Annotated in this window: 16 protein-coding genes and 1 pseudogene; 10 read left to right on the forward strand and 7 right to left on the reverse strand. The window is 74.0% G+C overall.

Annotated elements, in window-relative coordinates:
• The first annotated feature begins 217 nt into the window (after nt 1-217).
• Nucleotides 218-2,434, forward strand: a complete 2,217-nt coding sequence (gene treS / locus BJ983_RS28700; protein ID WP_179796938.1) for a maltose alpha-D-glucosyltransferase — start codon at nt 218-220, stop codon at nt 2,432-2,434.
• A 33-nt stretch (nt 2,435-2,467) separates the two neighbouring features.
• On the opposite strand, the gene BJ983_RS28705 is transcribed toward treS, so the two are convergent.
• Nucleotides 2,468-4,141 (reverse strand): Na+/H+ antiporter, encoded by a 1,674-nt coding sequence (locus BJ983_RS28705; protein WP_179796939.1) that lies wholly within the window; start codon nt 4,139-4,141, stop codon nt 2,468-2,470.
• A gap of 76 nt (nt 4,142-4,217) precedes the next feature.
• Between BJ983_RS28705 and BJ983_RS28710 the strand changes: the two genes are divergently transcribed.
• From BJ983_RS28710 to BJ983_RS28725, 4 genes and pseudogenes are all read left to right on the forward strand, one after another.
• Nucleotides 4,218-5,399 (forward strand): MFS transporter, encoded by a 1,182-nt coding sequence (locus tag BJ983_RS28710; RefSeq protein WP_179796940.1) that lies wholly within the window; start codon nt 4,218-4,220, stop codon nt 5,397-5,399.
• Nucleotides 5,400-5,552: 153 nt separating this feature from the next.
• A pseudogene (locus BJ983_RS32755) lies at nt 5,553-5,894 on the forward strand (ATP-binding cassette domain-containing protein); the annotation flags it as partial.
• A 182-nt stretch (nt 5,895-6,076) separates the two neighbouring features.
• Nucleotides 6,077-6,850 carry an ABC transporter permease gene (locus BJ983_RS28720; RefSeq protein WP_179796941.1) on the forward strand — a complete coding sequence of 258 codons (774 nt, stop codon included), beginning with the start codon at nt 6,077-6,079 and terminating at the stop codon, nt 6,848-6,850.
• 9 nt (nt 6,851-6,859) lie between these two features.
• Nucleotides 6,860-7,666: an LLM class flavin-dependent oxidoreductase gene (locus BJ983_RS28725; RefSeq protein WP_179796942.1), complete on the forward strand. Its 807-nt coding sequence runs from the start codon at nt 6,860-6,862 to the stop codon at nt 7,664-7,666.
• Here the strand turns inward: BJ983_RS28725 and BJ983_RS28730 are convergent.
• A complete protein-coding gene (locus BJ983_RS28730; protein WP_179796943.1) occupies nt 7,599-7,910 on the reverse strand; it encodes an STAS domain-containing protein in 312 nt (103 codons plus the stop codon). The genes BJ983_RS28725 and BJ983_RS28730 overlap by 68 nt on opposite strands.
• Before the next feature lie 257 nt (nt 7,911-8,167).
• Here BJ983_RS28730 and fdh point away from each other — a divergent pair, with 257 nt between their 5' ends.
• The 4 genes from fdh to BJ983_RS28755 all read left to right on the forward strand — a co-directional run bounded on the left by fdh (nt 8,168) and on the right by BJ983_RS28755 (nt 14,218).
• Nucleotides 8,168-11,413 (forward strand): formate dehydrogenase, encoded by a 3,246-nt coding sequence (gene fdh, locus BJ983_RS28740; RefSeq protein ID WP_343054401.1) that lies wholly within the window; start codon nt 8,168-8,170, stop codon nt 11,411-11,413.
• Between the two features lie 45 nt (nt 11,414-11,458).
• Nucleotides 11,459-12,061, forward strand: coding sequence for a hypothetical protein (locus BJ983_RS28745; RefSeq protein ID WP_179796945.1), 603 nt, complete (start codon nt 11,459-11,461; stop codon nt 12,059-12,061).
• A 73-nt stretch (nt 12,062-12,134) separates the two neighbouring features.
• Nucleotides 12,135-13,016 (forward strand): Rieske 2Fe-2S domain-containing protein, encoded by an 882-nt coding sequence (locus BJ983_RS32590; protein WP_179796946.1) that lies wholly within the window; start codon nt 12,135-12,137, stop codon nt 13,014-13,016.
• A 254-nt stretch (nt 13,017-13,270) separates the two neighbouring features.
• Entirely contained in the window at nt 13,271-14,218 is a 948-nt protein-coding gene (locus BJ983_RS28755) for an SDR family NAD(P)-dependent oxidoreductase (RefSeq protein WP_179796947.1), read from the forward strand.
• 145 nt (nt 14,219-14,363) lie between these two features.
• On the opposite strand, the gene BJ983_RS28760 is transcribed toward BJ983_RS28755, so the two are convergent.
• From BJ983_RS28760 to BJ983_RS28770, 3 genes are all read right to left on the reverse strand, one after another.
• The gene (locus tag BJ983_RS28760; protein ID WP_179796948.1) at nt 14,364-14,957 is read right to left on the reverse strand and encodes a hemerythrin domain-containing protein; all 594 of its coding nucleotides are present in this window, start codon (nt 14,955-14,957) and stop codon (nt 14,364-14,366) included.
• An 86-nt stretch (nt 14,958-15,043) separates the two neighbouring features.
• Nucleotides 15,044-15,451 (reverse strand): hypothetical protein, encoded by a 408-nt coding sequence (locus BJ983_RS28765; RefSeq protein WP_179796949.1) that lies wholly within the window; start codon nt 15,449-15,451, stop codon nt 15,044-15,046.
• 146 nt (nt 15,452-15,597) lie between these two features.
• A complete protein-coding gene (locus tag BJ983_RS28770; protein ID WP_179796950.1) occupies nt 15,598-16,338 on the reverse strand; it encodes an AfsR/SARP family transcriptional regulator in 741 nt (246 codons plus the stop codon).
• A 189-nt stretch (nt 16,339-16,527) separates the two neighbouring features.
• On the opposite strand from BJ983_RS28770, the gene BJ983_RS28775 reads away from it, so the two are divergent.
• Nucleotides 16,528-17,367 (forward strand): manganese catalase, encoded by an 840-nt coding sequence (locus tag BJ983_RS28775; RefSeq protein WP_179796951.1) that lies wholly within the window; start codon nt 16,528-16,530, stop codon nt 17,365-17,367.
• Nucleotides 17,368-18,261: 894 nt separating this feature from the next.
• Here BJ983_RS28775 and BJ983_RS28780 read toward each other — a convergent pair.
• A complete protein-coding gene (locus BJ983_RS28780; RefSeq protein ID WP_179796952.1) occupies nt 18,262-18,675 on the reverse strand; it encodes an AAA family ATPase in 414 nt (137 codons plus the stop codon).
• Nucleotides 18,676-18,757: 82 nt separating this feature from the next.
• On the reverse strand, nt 18,758-19,330 hold the full coding sequence (locus tag BJ983_RS28785; RefSeq protein WP_179796953.1) for a hypothetical protein: 573 nt from the start codon (nt 19,328-19,330) through the stop codon (nt 18,758-18,760).
• Nucleotides 19,331-19,352 lie beyond the last annotated feature (22 nt).

Below are 19,352 nucleotides of genomic sequence, written 5' to 3' on the forward strand. Positions count from 1 at the left end.
TACCACGGGTACCGGAAAGATAGCCCAGGTGCGCTCCGCGCCTGTGAGCAGTGATCCGTGTCAGGGCACGGACAAGTACTCACGGGGGCGCAGCCCACCCCTGGATCGAGTCAGTTCGCGACACCCCCCGACGGTGCGCGATCCCGACGGCGGTCCCGTCGGGACTGCGTGTGACCATGTCGCCGCGAAAAACGCGCGGGGAGCAGGAGGTACGTCGGTGACGGACGGGGCGGACGGCGGCACGGTCGACGAGGGCACGGGGCCGATCGACCTCACCTACGCCGAGCACTTCCATCCCGCCCGACCCCGCGCCCTGCGGCACCGCCCGAAGGTCCGCTCACCGTTTGAGCGGCGCTCCGCGGGCCGTGACGGCGAGCCGATCGGCACCAACCCGGCCTACGTCGCGTGGCTGCGCGGGCAGTCGATGCTTGCCGACGCCGACGCCATCGCCCGGCAGTTCTCGGGACGCGGCGCGATGTGGCAGAACCCGTACGCCGACCCCGACCCGCGGGGCGCCGTCGACACCGCGAGCGTGTGGTTCACCGCCTACCCGCTGTCGTTCATGACACGCCCGGGCCAGCCCTTCCTCGCCGCGATGGCGGAGGAGGAACTGTGGCGGGCGTTCGCCGCGATCGGGGTCGAGGGCGTGCACACCGGCCCGGTGAAGCGGGCGGGCGGCATCTCCGGCTGGGAGCACACCCCGAGCGTCGACGGCCACTTCGACCGCATCTCCACGGTGATCGACCCGGCGTTCGGCTCCGAGGCCGACTTCCGCGCGATGTGCGGCATGGCGACCTTCCACGGCGGCACCGTGATCGACGACGTCGTGCCCGGCCACACCGGCAAGGGCGCCGACTTCCGCCTCGCCGAGATGGGCTACGCCGACTACCCGGGCATCTTCCACATGGTCGAGATCGACCCGGAGGACTGGTCGGAGCTGCCGGTCGTGCCGCCGGGGCGGGACTCGGTCAACCTCGACGTCGCCACCGAGGAGCGCCTGGAGAAGGCCGGCTACATCATCGGCGCCCTGCAGCGGGTGATCTTCCACGCGCCCGGGGTGAAGGAGACCAACTGGAGCGCGACGAAGGCCGTCGTCGGGGTGGACGGCATCGCCCGGCGCTGGGTGTACCTGCACTACTTCAAGGAGGGGCAGCCCTCGATCAACTGGCTCGACCCGTCGTTCGCGGGGATGCGCCTGACGATCGGCGACGCGCTGCACTCGCTGGCCGACCTCGGCTCCGGGGCGCTGCGCCTGGACGCCAACGGCTTCCTCGGCGTCGAGAAGTCGGCCCTCGGCGGCCCGGCGTGGTCGGAGGGCCACCCGCTCTCCGGTGCCGCGAACCACCTCATCGCGAGCATGGTCCGCAAGGTCGGCGGGTTCACCTTCCAGGAACTGAACCTGACGATGGACGACATCCGGGAGGTCGGGCGCGCCGGCGCGGACCTCTCCTACGACTTCGTCAACCGTCCCGGCTACCACCACGCCCTCGCCACCGGCGACGCCGAGTTCCTGCGCCTGGGCCTGCGCACCGCCCGCGACCTCGGGATCGACCCCGCGTCGCTGGTCCACGCGCTGCAGAACCACGACGAGATGACCTACGAGCTCGTGCACTGGGCGGCCGGGCACCGCGACGAGACGCTCGTCTTCCGCGGCGAGGAAATGACCGGCGCGCACCTGGCCGAGATCGTCCGCGGGGAGCTGCTCGACGCCCTCGCCGGGCCCGGGCACCCCTACAACCTGGTGTTCACCACCAACGGGATCGCCTCGACGATCGCGACCGTCATCGCCGCCTCGATCGGTATCGCCGACCTCGACGACATCGGTGCCGCCGAGGCCGAGGAGATCCGCGCGGTCCACCTCATGCTCGCGATGTTCAACGCGATGCAGCCCGGCGTCTTCGCGCTCTCGGGCTGGGACCTGACCGGGATGCTGACGCTGCCCGTCGACGACGTCGCCGACCTGGTCTCCGAGGGCGACACCCGCTGGGTCCACCGCGGCGCGCACGACCTCATGGGTTTCGCGGGCGACGCCGAGCGCTCCGCCGAGGGGATGCCGCGCGGCCGGAGCCTCTACGGCACGCTGCCCGAGCAGCTCGCCGACGAGGCCAGCTTCGCCCGCCAGCTCCAGGCGATCCTCGCTGTGCGCAAGCACTACCGCATCGCCACCTCGCGCCAGGTCGACATCCCCGACGTCTCCCACCCGGGGCTGCTCGTCCTCGTGCACGAGCTCGACAGCGGCTCGCACGCCCTGACGGTGCTCAACTTCGCCGGCGAGCCCGTCCGCGGCACGGTCCGCTCCGAGGCCCTCGCGACGGGCGGAGCGGTGCTGGACATGTTCAGCCAGGAGCCCCTGGGCTTCGTCGACGACCTGCACGCCTTCGCCGTCGACCTGCCCGCGCGCCGGGGCATGGCGCTGCTGGTGGAGCCTTCCTGACGCCGGGTCCTCCCGGGCCCTGACGGCGCGGTGCTACCGGACCGTGAGGGCCGCCTGCTCCAGGTCGAGCTCGTGCTGGAGGCGCACGAACGCCTCCTCGCCGAGCGTCCCGGCGTCGCGCAGGGCCAGGAGGCGGGAGCGTTCGGCGACGAGCATCGCCTGCCCGTAGCGGCGGTAGGTCTCGCGGACGCCCTCCGAGCTGCTCGCGGAGTCGTCCTCGTCGCCCTCCGCGTCGGCCTCCGCCACCGACTCGACGGCCCCGCCGCGACCGGCGGACTCGGCGCCGCCCTCGGGGTCGAACGCGTCGGACGCGGCCTCGAGGGACTCGCGGGCGTCCTCCATCCGGTTGTTCACCCGGCGTCGCAACTGCTCGACGACCGGTTCGCGGCCCGGGTTCTCCCGCTCGATCTCCTCGAGGCACTCTAGCGCCGCGTCGGCCGCGAGCCGCCGGGCGCGGGCCTCCTCCTTGGCCTCCTCGCCGGCCTCGTTGCGGGCGCTCGGCAGGCGGCGCGCCAGCGCGGGCAGCGACAGCCCCTGGCCGAGGAGCGTCACCAGGATGACGACGAAGGTGACGAAGACGATGAGGTCCCGCTGCGGGAAACCGGCCGGGAGGGTGAGCACGGCGGCCAGCGAGACCGCTCCTCGCATCCCCGCCCAGGAGGTCAGGATCGACTCCGACCACGACGCGTGCCGTCGGCCCAGCGCGGTGCCCGCCACCTGCTCGGAGAGCACCACCCACGCGAACCGCACCACGATCAGGGCCCCGACGACGGCGGCGGTCACCCCGGCCACCTGCAGCGCCGGCATGCCGGAGATCCCGCTGACGACGCTGCGCAGCTGCAGGCCCACGAGCAGGAACACCATGCCCTCGAGCAGCCACGACACGGCGGTCCGCACTGCGCCGGTGACCACCCGCGCACCCGGTTCCATGATCGTGGTCGCCCGGTGGCCCAGGTAGAGCCCGGCGACGACGACCGCGACGAGGCCGGACACCCCGAGCTCCTCGGCCGGCAGGTAGACCACGAACGGCGCGACGAGGAAGACGACCACGTCGGTGTAGGGGTGGAGCACCCGGCGCCGGACCCAGCCGATCGCGAATCCCACGACCGCGCCGACCGCGACCCCGCCGAGCGCCACGAGCAGGAACTCCCCGGCCGCGCCCGCGAACGACGTCGCCCCGGTCACGGCGGTGACCGCGACGGTGAGGGCGGTCAGGGCCGCGGCGTCGTTGAACAGGCTCTCGCCCTCGAGCAGCGCGACCACGCGGCGGGGCAGCCGGATGGTGCGCGCGATCGCGGTCGCCGCCACCGCGTCGGGCGGTGCGACGACCGCCCCGAGCGCGCACGCCGCCGCGAACCCGAGCCCGGGCACGAGCGGCGACGCGACCGCCCCGACGACGAGCGTCGAGGCGAGCGTCAGACCGACGGCGAGCAGCAGGATCGGTCGCAGGTGGATGCGGAAGGCCGGCACCGAGGCGGCGAACCCGGCGCAGTAGAGCAGCACCGGGAGGATGACCACGAGCACCAGGTCGGGGTCGATGCGGTAGTCGGGGAGCCCGGGGATCCACGACGCGGCGACGCCCACGAGCAGCAGGGCGATCGGGTCGGGCACCCCCGTGCGTCGCGCCCCGGCGCGGACCAGGGCGGTGACGATCACGAGGCCGACGACCGCGGCGACCAGGTGGACCATGAGGCGTGGACTACCCACCTCGCGCCCAGAACCCCGCACGATGTGCTGTTCCTGACGGCCCTCACGTCCGCTATGTCCATTAGCGTGGCTCACGATGACGGAACAGACGGCGTGGCGGGTCGGGGCCGGGGCGGTCGCGATCACCACGTCGACCGTGCTGCCCGTGTTCCTGCTCGGGGCGTCCTCGGTGCAGGTGGGCGCCGAGCTCGGCTTCGACCCGGCGGTGCTCGGCCTGCTCGTGGCCGCGTACTTCGCGGTCTCGGCGCTGACGTCGCTGCCCGTCGGCCGGCTCGTCGAACGGTTCGGCTCGCGGGTGACCAGCCGGGTCGCGGTGCTGGGCTCCGCCACGGGGCTCCTCGCGACGGCGCTGCTCGCCCGCTCCCTGACCACCCTCACCGTGATCCTGTTGAGCTCGGCGTGGTGCAACGTGATGGGCCAGCTGTCGTCGAACCTCACGCTCGCGCGCTCGATGCCGCAGCGCCGGATGGGGCTCTCGTTCGGGGTCAAGCAGGCCTCGGTGCCGCTCGCGACGCTGCTCGCCGGGATCGCCGTGCCCGCGCTCGCCCTCACCGTGGGCTGGCGCTGGTCCTACGTCGGCGCGGCGGCGCTCGCCGTCACCGCCTTCTTCGCCGCTCCGCGGGGCTCGGCCGCCCGCGAGGCCGACGCGGGGCGAGACGCCGACCGCGCGACGGGGGCGCTCGCCGTCATCGGGGCCGCGTCCGGACTCGGCGCCGCGGCCGCGACCGGGCTCGGCATCTTCCTCGTGGCCTCCGCCGTCGACCGCGGCATCTCACCCGGGCTCGCCGGACTGGTGCTGACGCTGGGCAGCGTCGTGGGACTCGCCATGCGGGTGCTGCTCGGGTGGCTCGCCGACCGGCGCTCCGGCGGACACATCGCGGTGGTCGCGGGATGCCTGCTCGCCGGCGCCGTCGGGCTCGTGCTGCTGGCCCTGCCGGGCCCGGTGGCGCTCGTCGTCGGGGTGGTGCTCGGGTTCGGTCTGGGGTGGTCCTGGCCCGGCCTGCTGCAGTTCGCGGTGGTGCGCCTCAACCCGGAGGCACCGGCGGCGGCGACCTCGATCGTGCAGGTCGGGGTGTACGCCGGTGGCTTCCTCGGACCGGTGGGCTTCGGCCTCCTGGCGGGCACCGTGTCCTTCACCGCGGCCTGGCTGGTCGCGGCAGCGGCCATGATCCTCGCGGGGATCGGGGTACTCGTCGGACGACGGATGCTGCTGGCCCACCGGGCGGCGCGGTCTGCGCCACCGGTCGCGGTGCGCTGAGGAGGCGATCATGACGGCGGGCTTCGTCCTGCGCGGGGTGACGGTCCGCCGTGGCGGACGCACCGTCCTCGACGGCGTGGACGCCGAGATCCCGGCCACGGTGTCACGGCCCTCTGGGGTCCGTCCGGCGCGGGGAAGTCGACGCTGCTGCGCCTGCTCGACCGCCTCGACGTTCCCGACGACGGGTCCATCACCTACGAGGGCACGCCGCTCGACGAGCTCGACCCGCACCGCCTCCGTCGTCGGGTGGGCATGGTCTTCCAGCGGGCGACGCCGTTCGCGGGCACCGTGGCCGACAACCTGGCCGTGGCCGCCCCGGACGCCGACCGCGCGCGGATGTCCGGGGCGCTGGAGCGGGTGTCGCTCGATCCGGAGCTGCTCGACCGCGACGCCGACACCCTGTCCGGCGGCGAGCTGCAGCGGATGTGTCTGGCCCGCACGCTCATCACCTCGCCGGAGGCCCTGCTGCTCGACGAGCCGACGTCGGCGCTGGACGCCACGCCCGCGCGCGAGTTCGAGCGCACGGCGCTCCGCCTGGTCGACGACGGGGACCTCACTGTGGTCTGGGTCGGGCACGACGACGCGCAGGTGCGCCGGGTGGCCGACCGCGTGCTCGAGCTGCGCGACGGCGCCCTCGCCGAGAGCGGCGCGTGGGAGCTGGCCCGGGGGAGGACGTCATGAGGATCAGCTGGACCGGACTCGCCGTCTCGCTGGTCCTCGTCGTCGTCGCGGCGGGTATCTCGCTCGCGTGGCGGCTCGGGCTCGAGCGCAGCATCGTCTGGGCCGCGCTGCGCGCCCTGGTGCAGCTGCTGATCGTCGGCGGCGTCCTCGCGCTCCTGCTCCTGCCCGGGGTGTCGCTGTGGTGGTCGTGGCTGTGGGTGGCGGCGATGCTCGCCTACGCCGCGTGGACCGCGAAGCAGCGGGCGCCGTCGATCCCGGGCCTGCTGCCGGTGGCCGGGCTCGCCTTCCTCGCGGCCGGGACGGTGTGTCTGGCGGTGCTGTTCGGGCTCGGGGTCTTTCCGCTGACCTCCCGCACGCTGGTGCCGATGGCGGGCCTGATCGTCGGCAACGCGATGACGTCGACGGTGCTCGCCGGGCGGCGCCTGCAGGAGGAGTTCGCCGACAAGCGGGCCGAGATCGAGGCGCGCCTCGCGCTCGGGCAGTCCGGCCGGGACGCCGCCCGGCCCTATCTGCGTGGCGTCCTGCGCTCGGCGCTCAGCCCCCAGATCGAGACGACGAAGGCGACCGGGCTGGTCTTCCTGCCGGGCGCGATGACGGGCCTGATCCTCGCCGGGGTGCCGCCTGTGCAGGCCGTCCTCGTCCAGGCCGTCGTCATGTTCCTCGTGCTCGCGGCCGCCGCCACGACGACGAGCGTGGTCGCACTCGGCCTGGTCCGGCGGCTCTTCACCCCCGACGACCGGCTCCTCGCGCTGTCGCGCGAGCGGGTGTAGGAGGTCCGGGTGCGGCTCGGGGCGACCCTCGTCCGCCTGTCCCCGGGCGACCCCTACCCGGTGGCCGAGTGGGCGCGTCGTCTGGCGGGGGAGGGCTTCGAGAGCCTCTGGACCCCCGAGATCGTCGGCCGCGGCCCGCTCGTGCCCGACCCGTGCGTCACGCTCGCCGTCGCGGCCGCCGTCACCGCGGGCGTCGAGCTGGGGACGGCCACCGTGCAGGTCCCGCTGCACCACCCGGCCGACCTCGCACACCGGTTCCTCTCGCTCGCGCAGGTCTGCGGGGACCGGCTGACCCTCGGCCTCAGTCCGGGCTCCACCGTCGACGACCACGCCGCCCTCGACGTCGACTTCGGTGCCCGCTTCCGGGTCTTCGGCGCACACGTCGAGCGGCTCCGGACCCTGCTCGCCGACGGCGGGGACGACCGCGCCCGCCTCGCCCCGCACGGGATCGCGGTGCCGCTGCTGCTCGGCTCCTGGGGCGCGAACGTGGAGCGGGCGGCCCGGGCGTTCGACGGCTGGTTGGCCTCCGGGTACCGCACCTCGCCCGATGAGATCGTCGAGGCCCACGCCCGCTACCGCGCGGCGGGTGGTGGGCGCGCGCTCGTCTACGCCGTCCCGACGACGGATCTCGGCGCCACGCGGGACGCCCTGGCGCGCTACGCGGAGGCCGGGTTCGACGACGCGATCGTGCTGATCGAACCCGGGGGTCCCGACCCGGCGGCGGTCCGGGCGCTGGTGGGTCGACCCGTCAGCGGCGCAGCAGCAGGGCCCCGTCCAGGCCCGCCATCGTCAGCGCCCGACGACCGCGCGGGTTGACGCACACGACCCAGTCCAGGCCGTGGCTCTCGGCCACGCCGCGCGCCCGGAGCAGCACCGTCATCCCCGCCGCGGCGAGCAGGTCGACCGCCTCGAGGTCGATCGTCATGCGGACGACCGACGTCCGCGGACCTTCCACGACCTGCGCGATCGTGTCGGTGAGCACCCGGTGGAGCCGGGGGGCCGCCCCGGCGTCGAGATCGCCGTACATGCGGATGCGGACGGCGCGCGGATGCACGTCCACGCCGATCGTGCACCGACCGGGGCCCTCGCCACCGTGCACGGTTCCTCCTCGGGGGACGCAGCTCGCACCGACGAGCTGCGCTCGTCAACCCGAGTGCGCCCGATCCGATCGCGGACCCGGCGTGCTGCCGAGGGTAGTGGCTCCGGAGCCCTGCGTGTACCACCCGAACGGCGGCGGGCACCCGCACCTGGCACCCTTCCTGGTGCGCGGTTGACCTCTCAGCCGGATCCGACCCGTCGTCGTCCGAGAGGTCTGCCGTGGATCCGTTGGAGCTCGTCCGTCGTTGGCCCGTGGTCCGCCAGCTCACCGGAGGCGACCCGCTCGGGCGGGGCGAGGCCGTGCGCTCGAACGCCCCGGAGCCCTGGAAGCCCCGCACGGACGAGGCGGACACCGTCACCCGGTCGATCTGCCCGTTCTGCGCGGTCGGCTGCGGGCAGAAGGTCTACTCGAAGCAGGGCCGGGTCACGCAGATCGAGGGCGACCCCGACTCGCCGATCAGCCGCGGCCGGCTCTGCCCCCGCGGCTCGTCGAGCCTGTCGCTGGTCACCTCGCCGTCGCGCATCACGAAGGTCCGCTACCGGCGTCCCGGCGGGACCGACTGGGAGGACCTCGACCTCGACACGGCGATGGACATGATCGCCGACCGCGTGGTGGACACCCGCGCCCGGACCTGGCAGGACACCGACGACGAGGGCCGCGTGCTGAACCGGACCCTCGGGTTCGCCCACCTCGGCGGCGCCACCCTGGACAACGAGGAGAACTACCTCCTCATGAAGCTCTACACCGCGCTCGGCGCCGTCCAGGTGGAGAACCAGGCGCGCATGTGACACAGCTCCACCGTCCCCGGTCTGGGGACCAGCTTCGGGCGCGGCGGCGCCACCAACTCCCAGCAGGACATCGCGCAGGCCGACTGCGTGGTCCTGGAGGGCTCGAACATGGCGGAGGCCCACCCGGTGGGCTTCCAGTGGGTGATGGAGGCCAAGCGCCGCGGCGCGAAGATCATCCACGTCGACCCGCGCTTCACCCGCACCTCCGCGGTGGCCGACACCCACGTGCCGATCCGTCCCGGGACGGACATCGCGTTCCTCGGTGGACTGATCAACCACGTGCTGTCGAACGAACGCGACTTCCGGGACTACGTCGTGGCCTACACCAACGCCCCGATGCTCACCCGCGAGGGATTCGTCGACGCGGGTGACGACGACGGGCTGTTCTCCGGCTGGGACCCCGAGACGCGCAGCTACGACACCTCGACCTGGCAGTACGAGGGCGTCGAGGTGGCGGCCGCCTCGGGCAACCGGGACCGGTGGGGGAGCGGCGACCCGGAGACCCACCGGGTCAGCCACCTGCTCGGGCAGTCCGAGAGCACCGGGTCGGGCGGGGCGACGCTGCGCGGCGACCCGGTCCGCGACGACACGCTCCAGCACCCGCGGTGCGTCTACCAGGTGCTCAAGCGGCACTTCGCGCGCTACACCCCGGAGATGGTGTCGTCGGTGTGCGGGATGAGCCCCGAGCAGTTCACTGAGGTCGCGGAGGCGATCTGCGCGGACTCCGGACGCGAGCGCACGACGATGTGGGTCTACTCCGTCGGCTGGACGCAGCACACCGTCGGCGTGCAGTACATCCGGTGCGCCTCGATCCTGCAGGCACTGCTGGGGAACATGGGGCGCCCCGGTGGCGGGATCATGGCGCTGCGGGGGCACGCGACGATCCAGGGTTCGACGGACATCCCGATGCTCTACGACCTGCTGCCGGGCTACATCCCGATGCCGAACGCCCACAAGGAGATGCACCTCCCCGACTTCCTCGCCGCGGACGCCGCACAGAAGGGCTTCTGGGGCAACATGCCCGCCTACATGATCAGCATGCTCAAGGCGTGGTGGGGTGGGGCGGCGACCGCGGAGAACGACTACTACTTCGACCGGATGCCGCGGATCACCGGCGACCACTCCACGTTCCCGACCGTGCTGAACATGATCGACGGCCGCTGCGAGGGCTACTTCGTCCTCGGGGAGAACCCGGCGGTCGGCACCACCAACTCCAAGCAGCAGCGCCACGGGCTGTCGAACCTGAGATGGCTCGTCGTGCGGGATCTGCAGGAGAACGAGACCGCGACGTTCTGGAAGAACGGCCCCGAGATCGAGACCGGGGAGATGCGCACCGAGGACATCGACACCGAGGTCTTCCTGCTCCCCGCGGCCACGCACATCGAGAAGGCCGGCTCGTTCACCAACACCCAACGACTGCTGCAGTGGCGCCACCAGGCGGTCCAGCCACCGGGCGACGCCCGCAGCGACCTCTGGTTCGTCCACGAGCTCGGACACCGCATCCGCGCCCGGCTCGCGGCCTCGCAGCTCGACCGGGACCGCCCGATCCTCGACCTGACCTGGGACTACCCGACCGAGGGTCCGCACGCGGAGCCCGACGCGCACGCGGTGCTCGCCGAGATCTCGGGCTACCGGGTCGCCGACGGCACGCCGGTCGACGGGTACACCGACCTGCGCGACGACGGGTCCACGGCCTGCGGGTGCTGGATCTACTCCGGCGTGTACGCCGACGGCGTCAACCAGGCCGCGCGGCGGACGCCGGCGGGCGGGGAGAGCCCGGCCGCGCTGGAGTGGGGCTGGGCGTGGCCGATGAACCGGCGGGTGCTCTACAACCGCGCGTCGGCCGACCCCGAGGGCCGGCCGTGGAGCGAGCGCAAGGCCTACGTGTGGTGGGACGAGGAGGCGCAGCGCTGGACCGGGCACGACGTCCCGGACTTCGAGGCCGACAAGCCTCCGTCGTACCGGCCGCCCGAGGGGGCGGTGGCGCAGGACGCGATCGGCGGCGACGAGCCGTTCATCATGCAGGCCGACGGCCGCGCGTGGCTCTACGTGCCGACCGGCCTGGCCGACGGTCCGCTCCCGGTGCACTACGAACCGGAGGAGTCGCCGAGCCGCAACGCGATGCACCCCCGCACCCGCGCGAACCCGGTCCGGGAGCGGTTCGACCGGCCGGACAACCGGTACAACCCGCCGGACGGCGAGCCGGGGTCGGAGGTCTACCCGATCGCGTTCTCGACCTTCCGGATCGCCGAGCACCACACGGCGGGCGGGATGAGCCGGTGGACGCCCTACCTCGCGGAGCTGGCGCCCGAGATGTTCGTCGAGGTCTCCCCGGCGCTGGCCGCCGAGCGGGGGCTCGAACACACCGGGTGGGCCACCATCGTCACCGCGCGGTCGGCGATCGAGGCCCGGGTGATCGTCACCGAACGGTGCAAGCCCCTGCGGATCGACGGGCGGGTGGTGCACCAGATCGGGCTGCCCTGGCACTGGGGGCCGAACGGCCTCGTCACGGGCGACGCGGCGAACGAGCTGATCGGCATCTCGCTCGATCCCAACGTCCACATCATGAGCACCAAGACCGGGACCTGCGACGTCGTCGCCGGGCGGCGTCCGCGGGGGCCCGCGCTCCCGGAGTTCGTCGCGTCCTATCGACGTCGGGCCGGTATCGGGAATTAACGTGCGCCTGGTGTGAGCTGCGGGTCGGATCGGGTTATCTGGGCCATGAGCGAGCGATCGACCGATTACGACCCCGCCGCGCAGAGCGAGAACGCCGGGCGATCGCGCGCCCACGACGAGTCCGCCCAGGGGGCCGGACCGTACGTCCAGCCCGGGCACGACGAGCAGGGCAACCCGGTCCCGTCGGTGCCGCACGAGGGCGTCCTCGGTCGGATCGCCACCTCGATCCTCCTCGGGCAGAGCGTGGTGCTCGCGGTGCTCGCGATCTGGGCGTTCATCGCGAACGCCGTCTCCGGGAGCCCGGCGCAGGTCCTCAACCTGACGATCGGCCCGACGCACGCGACGCTGCTGGCCGCGACCGCGGTGCTGGGTGCCGCCTCGACGGTGACCCGGCGGTGGGTGCGCCGCTGGTGCGTGCTGCAGGTGCTGGCCTACCTCGTCATCTACCTGATCGGGCTCACGAGCCCGGGATGGTTGACGCTCGGCACCGCCGACCACTTCCTGCACCTCGCGCTGGCCCTCCTCGGCTTCGTGATGATGATGCTGTTCAGCGCCCGCATCGTGGAGCCGCCGCCCGGGCCGGAGCCCTACCCGAACAACCGCACGGACGACCCCGACGCCGAGGCGCAGCAGCCCGGGCAGGGCTGAGAACCGGGTGTGACGCCGCCGGGGGGCGGGGCACCCGCGCCGACCACCACCCTCCGGCGAGAGCGAGCGACCTGTGCGCCCCTTCGACGACATCGACCGGATCGCCGCCACCGAGGCGCTCGACCGCGTCGCCGCCCCCGCGCGCGACCTCGTCAACAAGCTCCTGACCAATCAGAAGGTCGCCGACGTCCTGCACGGCGTCCCGATCGGCCACCCGCTGCACCCGATCCTCGCGCAGGCGTCCTTCGGCAGCTTCCTGTCCGCCGGCCTGCTCGACCTCGTGCCCCGCACCCGCCGTCCCGCCACCGCGCTCATCGGTGTCGGGCTCGTCGCGGCCGTCCCGACCGCCGCGGCAGGCTGGGCGGACTACTCGCAGGCCCACGAGGAGCGGCAGCGCGTCGGCATCGTGCACGCGGCCGCCAACATCGCGATGCTCTCCGGCTACGTCGTCTCGCTCGGGGCCCGCCTGCGCGGGCGCAGCACCCGCGGTGCTCTCTGGGGGTGGACCGCGCTCGCGATCGGCTCGGCGGGTGCCGCCCTCGGCGGCCACCTCAGCTACCACCAGGCCCTCGGGGCCAACCACGCCGAGGACTACCCGCACATCGGCCCGGAGGACTGGACCGACGCCGGGACCCTCGAGGAGCTTCCCGACGGCGAGCCGGTGGAGCGTCGGGTCGGCGAGGTCCGGGTCGTCGTGGTGCGTCACGGGGACCGGATCCGCGCTCTCGGGCAGCGTTGCCCGCACGCGTCGGCCCCGCTGTCCGACGGCGAGCTCACCGACGTCGACGGCGACGCCTGCATCGAGTGCCCCTGGCACGGCAGCGTGTTCCGCCTCGAGGACGGCCGCGTCATGCGCGGCCCCGCGACCGCTCCCGCGGCGCCGTTCCCGGCCCGCGTGCGCGAGGGCCGGGTGGAGCTGCGCGTCGCGACCTGGCCGGGCGTCCCGGCCGGCTGAGCCGACCGCCTCCCACGCCGAGGTGCGGGGCCGCGCGGCGACGTGATCCGTGCGGTCGAGGGTCGAGGGTCGAGGGTCGAGGGTCGAGGGTCGCGGTCGGCGCGAGGTGGGCCGGGCCCCAGCAGGCGCCGATCACGCGGTCTCCTCGGCGATCGGCTGGTAAGCCCGACCCGGACCGGCCCGAGGTACCCGGGTGGGCGCGTCCGCGTCGCGCCGGACGTTTCGGGCGATGAGGGGCCCGTCCACCCGCAGGGATGACTTCGCAGCGTCGCCCCGGTGCCCTCGTCCTCGGCGCCAGCCGCGGGCTCGGACTGTTGGTGGCCACCGAGCTCGGTCGGGCCGGCTACGACCTCGCCGTGGCCGCCCGGACGGCCGACGACCTCGAGGCCGCGCGCCCCGAGCTCGAGGCCACCGGCGCCCAGGTGACCACGCATCCGGCCGACCTCGCGGAGCGCGATCAGGCGGAGGCCTGTGTCGACGCGGCCGAGCAGGCCCTGGGCGGGCTCGACGTCGTGGTGGCCTGTGCCGGGGTGATCGGGGTGGGCCCGCTCGAGGCGCTGTCGGCGGGGGAGGTGGTGGGCCTGCACGACGCCGTCTTCCGGCCGGTCGCCTACCCGGTGCTGCACGCCGCCGAGGCGATGCGCCGTCGCGGCTCCGGGCGGATCGGGATCGTCAGCTCCGTGGGCGGCGCCGTGCCGGTGCCGCACCTGCTGCCCTACACGGCGGGCAAGTTCGCGGTGCGTGGGTTCTCCGAGGCGCTGCGCACCGAGCTCGCGCCGCACGGGGTCACCGTGACGACCGTGCTGCCCGGCCTGCTCCGCACCGGGTCGCCCCGCCAGGCCCTCGTGGCCGGCGACCGGCAGGCCGAGTACCGCTGGTTCGCCGCCCTGGACAGCCTCCCGGTGGTGTCGACGTCCGCACCGCACGCCGCGCGCACGATCGTGTCGGCGACGCTGTCCGGCCGCGCGGAACGGTTCCTGACCCCCGCCGCCATGATCGGCGCCCGCCTGCACGGGGTGGCCCCGGGCCTCACCACCCGGCTCAGCGGGCTCCTCGCGCGGGTGCTGCCGGACGCCGACGGCGGAGCCGACGCCGGGGTCGCCCGACCGGGCTGGACCCTGCCGGAGCAGCCGGGCTGGTTCCGTGCCCTCACCACGCTCACCCGCCGGGCGGAGGCCCGCTTCCAACCGGCGGACCGCTGACCATCCGTCCCCGGTTTCGAGCGAAGGGCCCCCTCGGTCGAATAGGCCGTCCGGGGGCGCCCTTCGCCAGAGGCGCCCCGCCCCGAGCAAAGGGGCCCTTCCTTCGACCTATGCGACGGAAGGGCCCTTCGCTCACCAGGGCGGGTCAGCTGCGGAACAGGTCCCGCACCCTGTCCACCAGGCCCGCGCCCGGAGCCGCCGCCGCGAGGGCCGCGCCCTCGCGCGGGGCGTGCGGGTGCGGGTGGGTCGGCGCCGTGCGCGCCGTCCTCGCCGCCCTGGCGCCGGCGTCCCGCAGTTCCCCGGCCGGGCAGGCCGCGGCCAACGCGGGGAACACGTGGCTCTCGAGCTCACCGGCGTGCTGGGTCACGAGGGCGTCCACGATCTTGAGGTGGATCCAGAAGTCGCCTTTCATCGGGAGCCGTTCGAGCTGCTGCAGCTGGTACTCGAGCTTCTGCTGCCCGGCGTCGATGCGGTCGGCCGCCGCGTCGCCCTCGGGGACGTAGCGCCGCACGAGGGGCAGCAGGTGGATCCGCTCGGCCACCGAGTGCCGCACCAGGTCGGTGATGAGCTCACGGGCCGTCTCGACCGGGTCGCCCGCGCCGGACCCGGTCCAGCGCTGCAGGGCGAGCACGAGGCCTGCCGCATCGCGGTGCTCACGCGTCAGGCGCAGCAGCAGGTCCTCGCCGTCGGTCTCGGGCGCGGGACGGGTGGTGCTCTGGTCGGCGGTGCTCGGCAGCATGGGGACCCTCCTGTCGTCCGGACCTGACGGCTGGGAGGTCAACCGTCCGGCGCGTACCCGGCGGCCCCGATCCGGCAACCTCGCCCTCAGCGCGACCACTCGTCTCTCCAGGGCAGGAAACGGCTCGTGCGCAGGGCGTCGACGAGCCGGTCGGCGACGTCGACGAGGACGTCGTCGGCATGGGGGGCGGCGGTGGCGATCGCGGGCAGGCCGATCAGCGCCGACCCGCACCGCCCGTCCTGCCGCCGGGCCACGAACGGCTGGTCACCCGCGATCGAGGGCAGCGCGACCACCGCCAGGGTGAGGTCCCACCCGTCGTGCGGACCCGGGCACGAGCTCTTCTCCCAGGCGACGTCGAGGTCGGTCTCGCGTTCCAGGCGGGCGGCGACGACCCGCGCCAGGGCCGACACCGCAGCACCCGGCACCGATCCCGCGGCCCACAGCCCGAGGACGAGCGGACGGCCGCCGCAGGGGCCGCCCGCCGTCGGTGTCATCGACCCGCGGGCTGCGCACCCGAGAGCCGGGCGAGGTACTGCACCGATACGAGGTCGACGCCGACGTCGTCGAACCCGGTCTCGCCAGTGGCCATGGTGGTCCTCCCGAACGGGGGTCGTGCGTCGTCGGGCCCGGCTGGGCGAGGTCAACCGGCGTGCCCGCGTGCGGCGCGGGTGACCGACGGCACGGCCCGTCGAAACGACGGATCGTCGACGACGCCGTCGAGGTGCTCGTCGATCACGCGGCGCAGGGCGGGAGAGGGTGCGAGATCGAGTTCCGAGTGGAGGAGCCGGCGGTACCCGTCGTACTGCCGCAGCGCCTCCACGACGTTGCCCTCGTCGAGGTGCACCTCGATCACCTCGCGCTGCGCGGTCTCGCGGAGCGGGTCGCACGCGACGGCGACCAGGCCGAGCCGCAGTGCGTCCGCGAAGCGCCCGGAGCGGCGGTGGGTCGCGCACAGGTCCTCCAGGGCGTGCAGGCGCAACTGCCGGAACCGTTCGCGCTCGGAGTCGACCCAGGGGTCGTCCCAGCCCGGCAGCAGGTCACCCGCGAGCAGGCGGTGCTCGGCGTCGGTGGCGGGGCCGGCCTCGAGGTCCCACAGGTCGATCCGGACGTGCGGGGCGATCGAGACGTAGCCGTCGGCGGCCTCGGCCAGGGGCTGCTCCGCGACGCGGCGCAATCGCCACAACGTCGAGCGCAGGTTCCCCGCCGCCCGGTCCTCCCGATGATCGCCCCAGAGCGCCGCGGTGAGCTCCTCGCGGCGGACCGAGCGTCGGGCGAGGGAGAGGAACGCCATCAGGCGCTCGGCGCGGGGGGCGAGCAGCAGCGGCCGCTCGTCCTCGCGGCAGGTGAAGCGACCGATGACGGTCAACTGCACGGCGCACATGCGGGCCTCCGGTCGGTCGACGACACGGGCTCGCAGGTGAACCTCCTCCACCCGGGAGATGACCCCCGCCGCGATGCGGGCAAACACGCCGCGGTGACGCGGCGGGGCACGGCGGCGACACGACCGCCGTCGAGGGTGCGGTCGTCGTCGGGGCGTCCGCCCCGGCGCGAGCCGTCCCGAGGAGAGCGCGTGTTCTACCACTACAAGGGTCTGCAGTTCGAGGCGTCGCCCGAGCGGCCCGACCCGGTCTTCGCCATGAAGCTCCAGGAGCTCATCGGGGGCCACTGGGGCGAGATGACCGTGGCGATGCAGTACCTGTTCCAGGGCTGGAACTGTCGGATCCCGGGGAAGTACAAGGACCTGCTGCTCGATGTCGGCACCGAGGAGCTGGCGCACGTCGAGATGCTCTCGACGATGGTCGCGAAGCTGCTCGAGGGTGCGCCCGCCGAGGCCACGGCCCGTGCGTGCGAGGACGACCCGATGCTCGCGGCGATCGTCGGCGGGATGAACCCGCAGCACTCCATCGTCTCCGGCGGTGGCCCGGTGCTCGCCGACTCCGCGGGTACGCCGTGGAGCGGGAAGTGGATCGTCGCCAGCGGCAACCTGCTGGCCGACTTCCGCGTCAACGCCGCCGCGGAGGGCCAGAGCAAGCTGCAGGCCGCCCGCGTGTTCAACATGACCGACGACCCCGGCGTCAAGGAGATGCTGCGGTTCAACCTCGCCCGCGACACCGCGCACCAGAACATCTGGCTCGCCGCGATCGAGGAGCTCAAGGACGAGGGCCTCGAGTACGACCCGGTCCCCGCCGGCATCCTCCCCGAGGAGAACAAGGAGCACGACCACACGCTGTGGAACCTCTCCGCCGGCGGTGATTCGGCGCAGGGTCGCTGGGCCACCGGGCAGCGCCCGGACGGCCGGGGCAGCTTCGAGTACCTCGACAGTCCGGAGCCCCTCGCCCCGGAGCCCACGCCACCGACGGCGGACCCGTACCTCTACGCGACGGTGCCCGGCGGGCCCAACGGCTCCTAGGTCCCCGTCCTGACGGCGGGTCGGTCCGGCTCGCACCTGGCCGTCGCCGGTGCGGCCGCCCCTCCGCGTCCACGGACCGGAAGGGCGGCGCGTCGTGCCGACCGGCCGGACCGGATCGGATCGGATCGGATCGGATCGGATCGGTCGACCGTCCGGCCACCGCATCTCGTCGCGACCGACGGCCGGGCCGAACGGGGGGCCCGGCCCGCAGGTCGTCGGCGGCGGCGGGACCGCTGACGGTCGCGCGCGGGAGACGTCCGGCGACCAGCGCGGACTTCGGGGCGCGCCGGCGGACCGTCGTCCTCGTCCGCGCTCTCGCCGTCCGGCGATCGGGCTGCACTGCGGCCGGGCTCGTCGGGCGTCCTGCCGTCGACGGCAGCGGTGTCGGTCGTGGGCCGCGGCGATCCTGGGCCCGTCGGGCGTCGAGCCATCGATGGCAGCCGCGGCAGTCGCGCTCGCGGCACTCACGGGCTCGTCGGATACGGGCTCGCCGATGCAGGCTTCGTCGCTCCCGGCCCCGTCGTTCCCAAGGGCTTCGGCCCAGGCCTCGTCGTCATCCAGCTCGTCCTGCTCGTCCTCGGCCAGGTGCGGCCGCAGGACCTCGTCGCAGTGCACGCGCAGCTCCCGCTCGACGGACGCGGGGTCGGTGGCCGCGGCGATGGAGGTCAGGAACTCCTCGGCCTCCGCCAGGGCCGCGGCGTCGTGGCCGTCGGCGGCCAGCGAGGCCAGGCAGTCGAGCACCGCGCGCACGCCCGTACCACCGATCGCACCGGCGGCGACGGCGCGCGCGAGCAGCGGCAACCCGGAGGTGGCGAGGGTCGACGCCACCTCGGTGCGGGGGTCGGTGAGCAGGTCCTGCGGCATGATTCGAACACTAGTACGAGGGTCCGACAGTCACGGGTGCTCGACCAACTCGTCGAAGCCCTCGTCGAGCCGGGGCTCCTCCCATCGCGCCGACGCCGCGTAGAGACCGACGAGGGGCACCGGCTCGGCGCGCCGGGCGTTGCGCTCCAGCGAGAGCGGCAGGTCGGGGTGCCACCAGTGCCCGACCACCTGCGCCCCGGCCGCACGGGCCGCCGCGATCACCCCGGCTCGTTCCGCGGCCGACGGCTGGGTGTTGTCGACGCACACGTCGTGCCCGGCCGCCAGCGCCGCCGCCAGTTCCCGGATCAGTCGCGCCTCCCTGTGCCGCGCCGAGCGGGGCATGGCGTCCTTCGACACCAGCACGTGGGTCGACCCCAGGTGCACGCGGAAGAACGTCGTCTTCCCGCATGCCTGCAACCCGATCACCAGCACCACCTCTGCCACACCGGGGAGTGGACCACGCGCAGCACGACACCCGCCGTCGGGAAGGAGCTTCCCGACGGCGGGTGCGGTGCGGTGCGGTCGCTCAGCGCGGCGGCACGTTCGACGTGCCGGTGCGGCCACGGCCGGTGTCGCGGGTCAGGGCCGCGCCACCGACGGCGGCGAGGAACGAGACGCCGAGCCAGACGGCGGCCCAGCCGGCCCCGTCGCGGACTGCGTCCGTCGCGGCCGCGGGGTCGGCGGGCGTCGCGACGACGGCGGTGTCACCGATGCTCCCGACCGCACCGAGGACCGCGCCGGCACCCGCCACGCCGAGGGCGAGGATCCCGACGACGGCCAGTGCCCAGACGGCGGCACCCTCGAGGAGGGCGGTCGACGACGGCGAGCAGCTGCCCGCGGCACCGGAGGCCGCGCCGCCGATCGCGAGCGCGACGATCCCGAGGATCGCCGAGATGATGCCGCCCCCGTCGCTACCGGCGCCGGGGGTGATCCAGCCGAAGGCGACGGCGAGGAGCTGCAGGACGAGGAAGACGGGCACCGCGGTGAGCGCGCCCACCCAGGCCGCGCTCCACCGCACGGTGCTGTGTCCGTGGCCGCCGTCCGGGACGTCCGGGGCGCGGGCGCCCGTCGTGCGGGTGTCGGTGTCCATGTCGGTCATGAGGATGGTCCCCTCGCGAGAT

The organism is Actinomycetospora corticicola, from assembly GCF_013409505.1.
Lineage (GTDB): Bacteria > Actinomycetota > Actinomycetes > Mycobacteriales > Pseudonocardiaceae > Actinomycetospora > Actinomycetospora corticicola.

Excerpts from the sequence above, each read along its gene's own strand:
- BJ983_RS28710 (WP_179796940.1), top strand. The coding sequence starts at position 4,218 with ATGACGGAACAGACGGCGTGGCGGGTCGGGGCCGGGGCGGTCGCGATC.
- BJ983_RS28720 (WP_179796941.1), top strand. The coding sequence starts at position 6,077 with ATGAGGATCAGCTGGACCGGACTCGCCGTCTCGCTGGTCCTCGTCGTC.
- BJ983_RS28745 (WP_179796945.1), top strand. The coding sequence starts at position 11,459 with ATGAGCGAGCGATCGACCGATTACGACCCCGCCGCGCAGAGCGAGAAC.
- BJ983_RS28755 (WP_179796947.1), top strand. The coding sequence starts at position 13,271 with ATGACTTCGCAGCGTCGCCCCGGTGCCCTCGTCCTCGGCGCCAGCCGC.
- BJ983_RS28760 (WP_179796948.1), bottom strand. The coding sequence starts at position 14,957 with ATGCTGCCGAGCACCGCCGACCAGAGCACCACCCGTCCCGCGCCCGAG.
- BJ983_RS28765 (WP_179796949.1), bottom strand. The coding sequence starts at position 15,451 with ATGACACCGACGGCGGGCGGCCCCTGCGGCGGCCGTCCGCTCGTCCTC.
- BJ983_RS28770 (WP_179796950.1), bottom strand. The coding sequence starts at position 16,338 with ATGTGCGCCGTGCAGTTGACCGTCATCGGTCGCTTCACCTGCCGCGAG.
- BJ983_RS28785 (WP_179796953.1), bottom strand. The coding sequence starts at position 19,330 with ATGACCGACATGGACACCGACACCCGCACGACGGGCGCCCGCGCCCCG.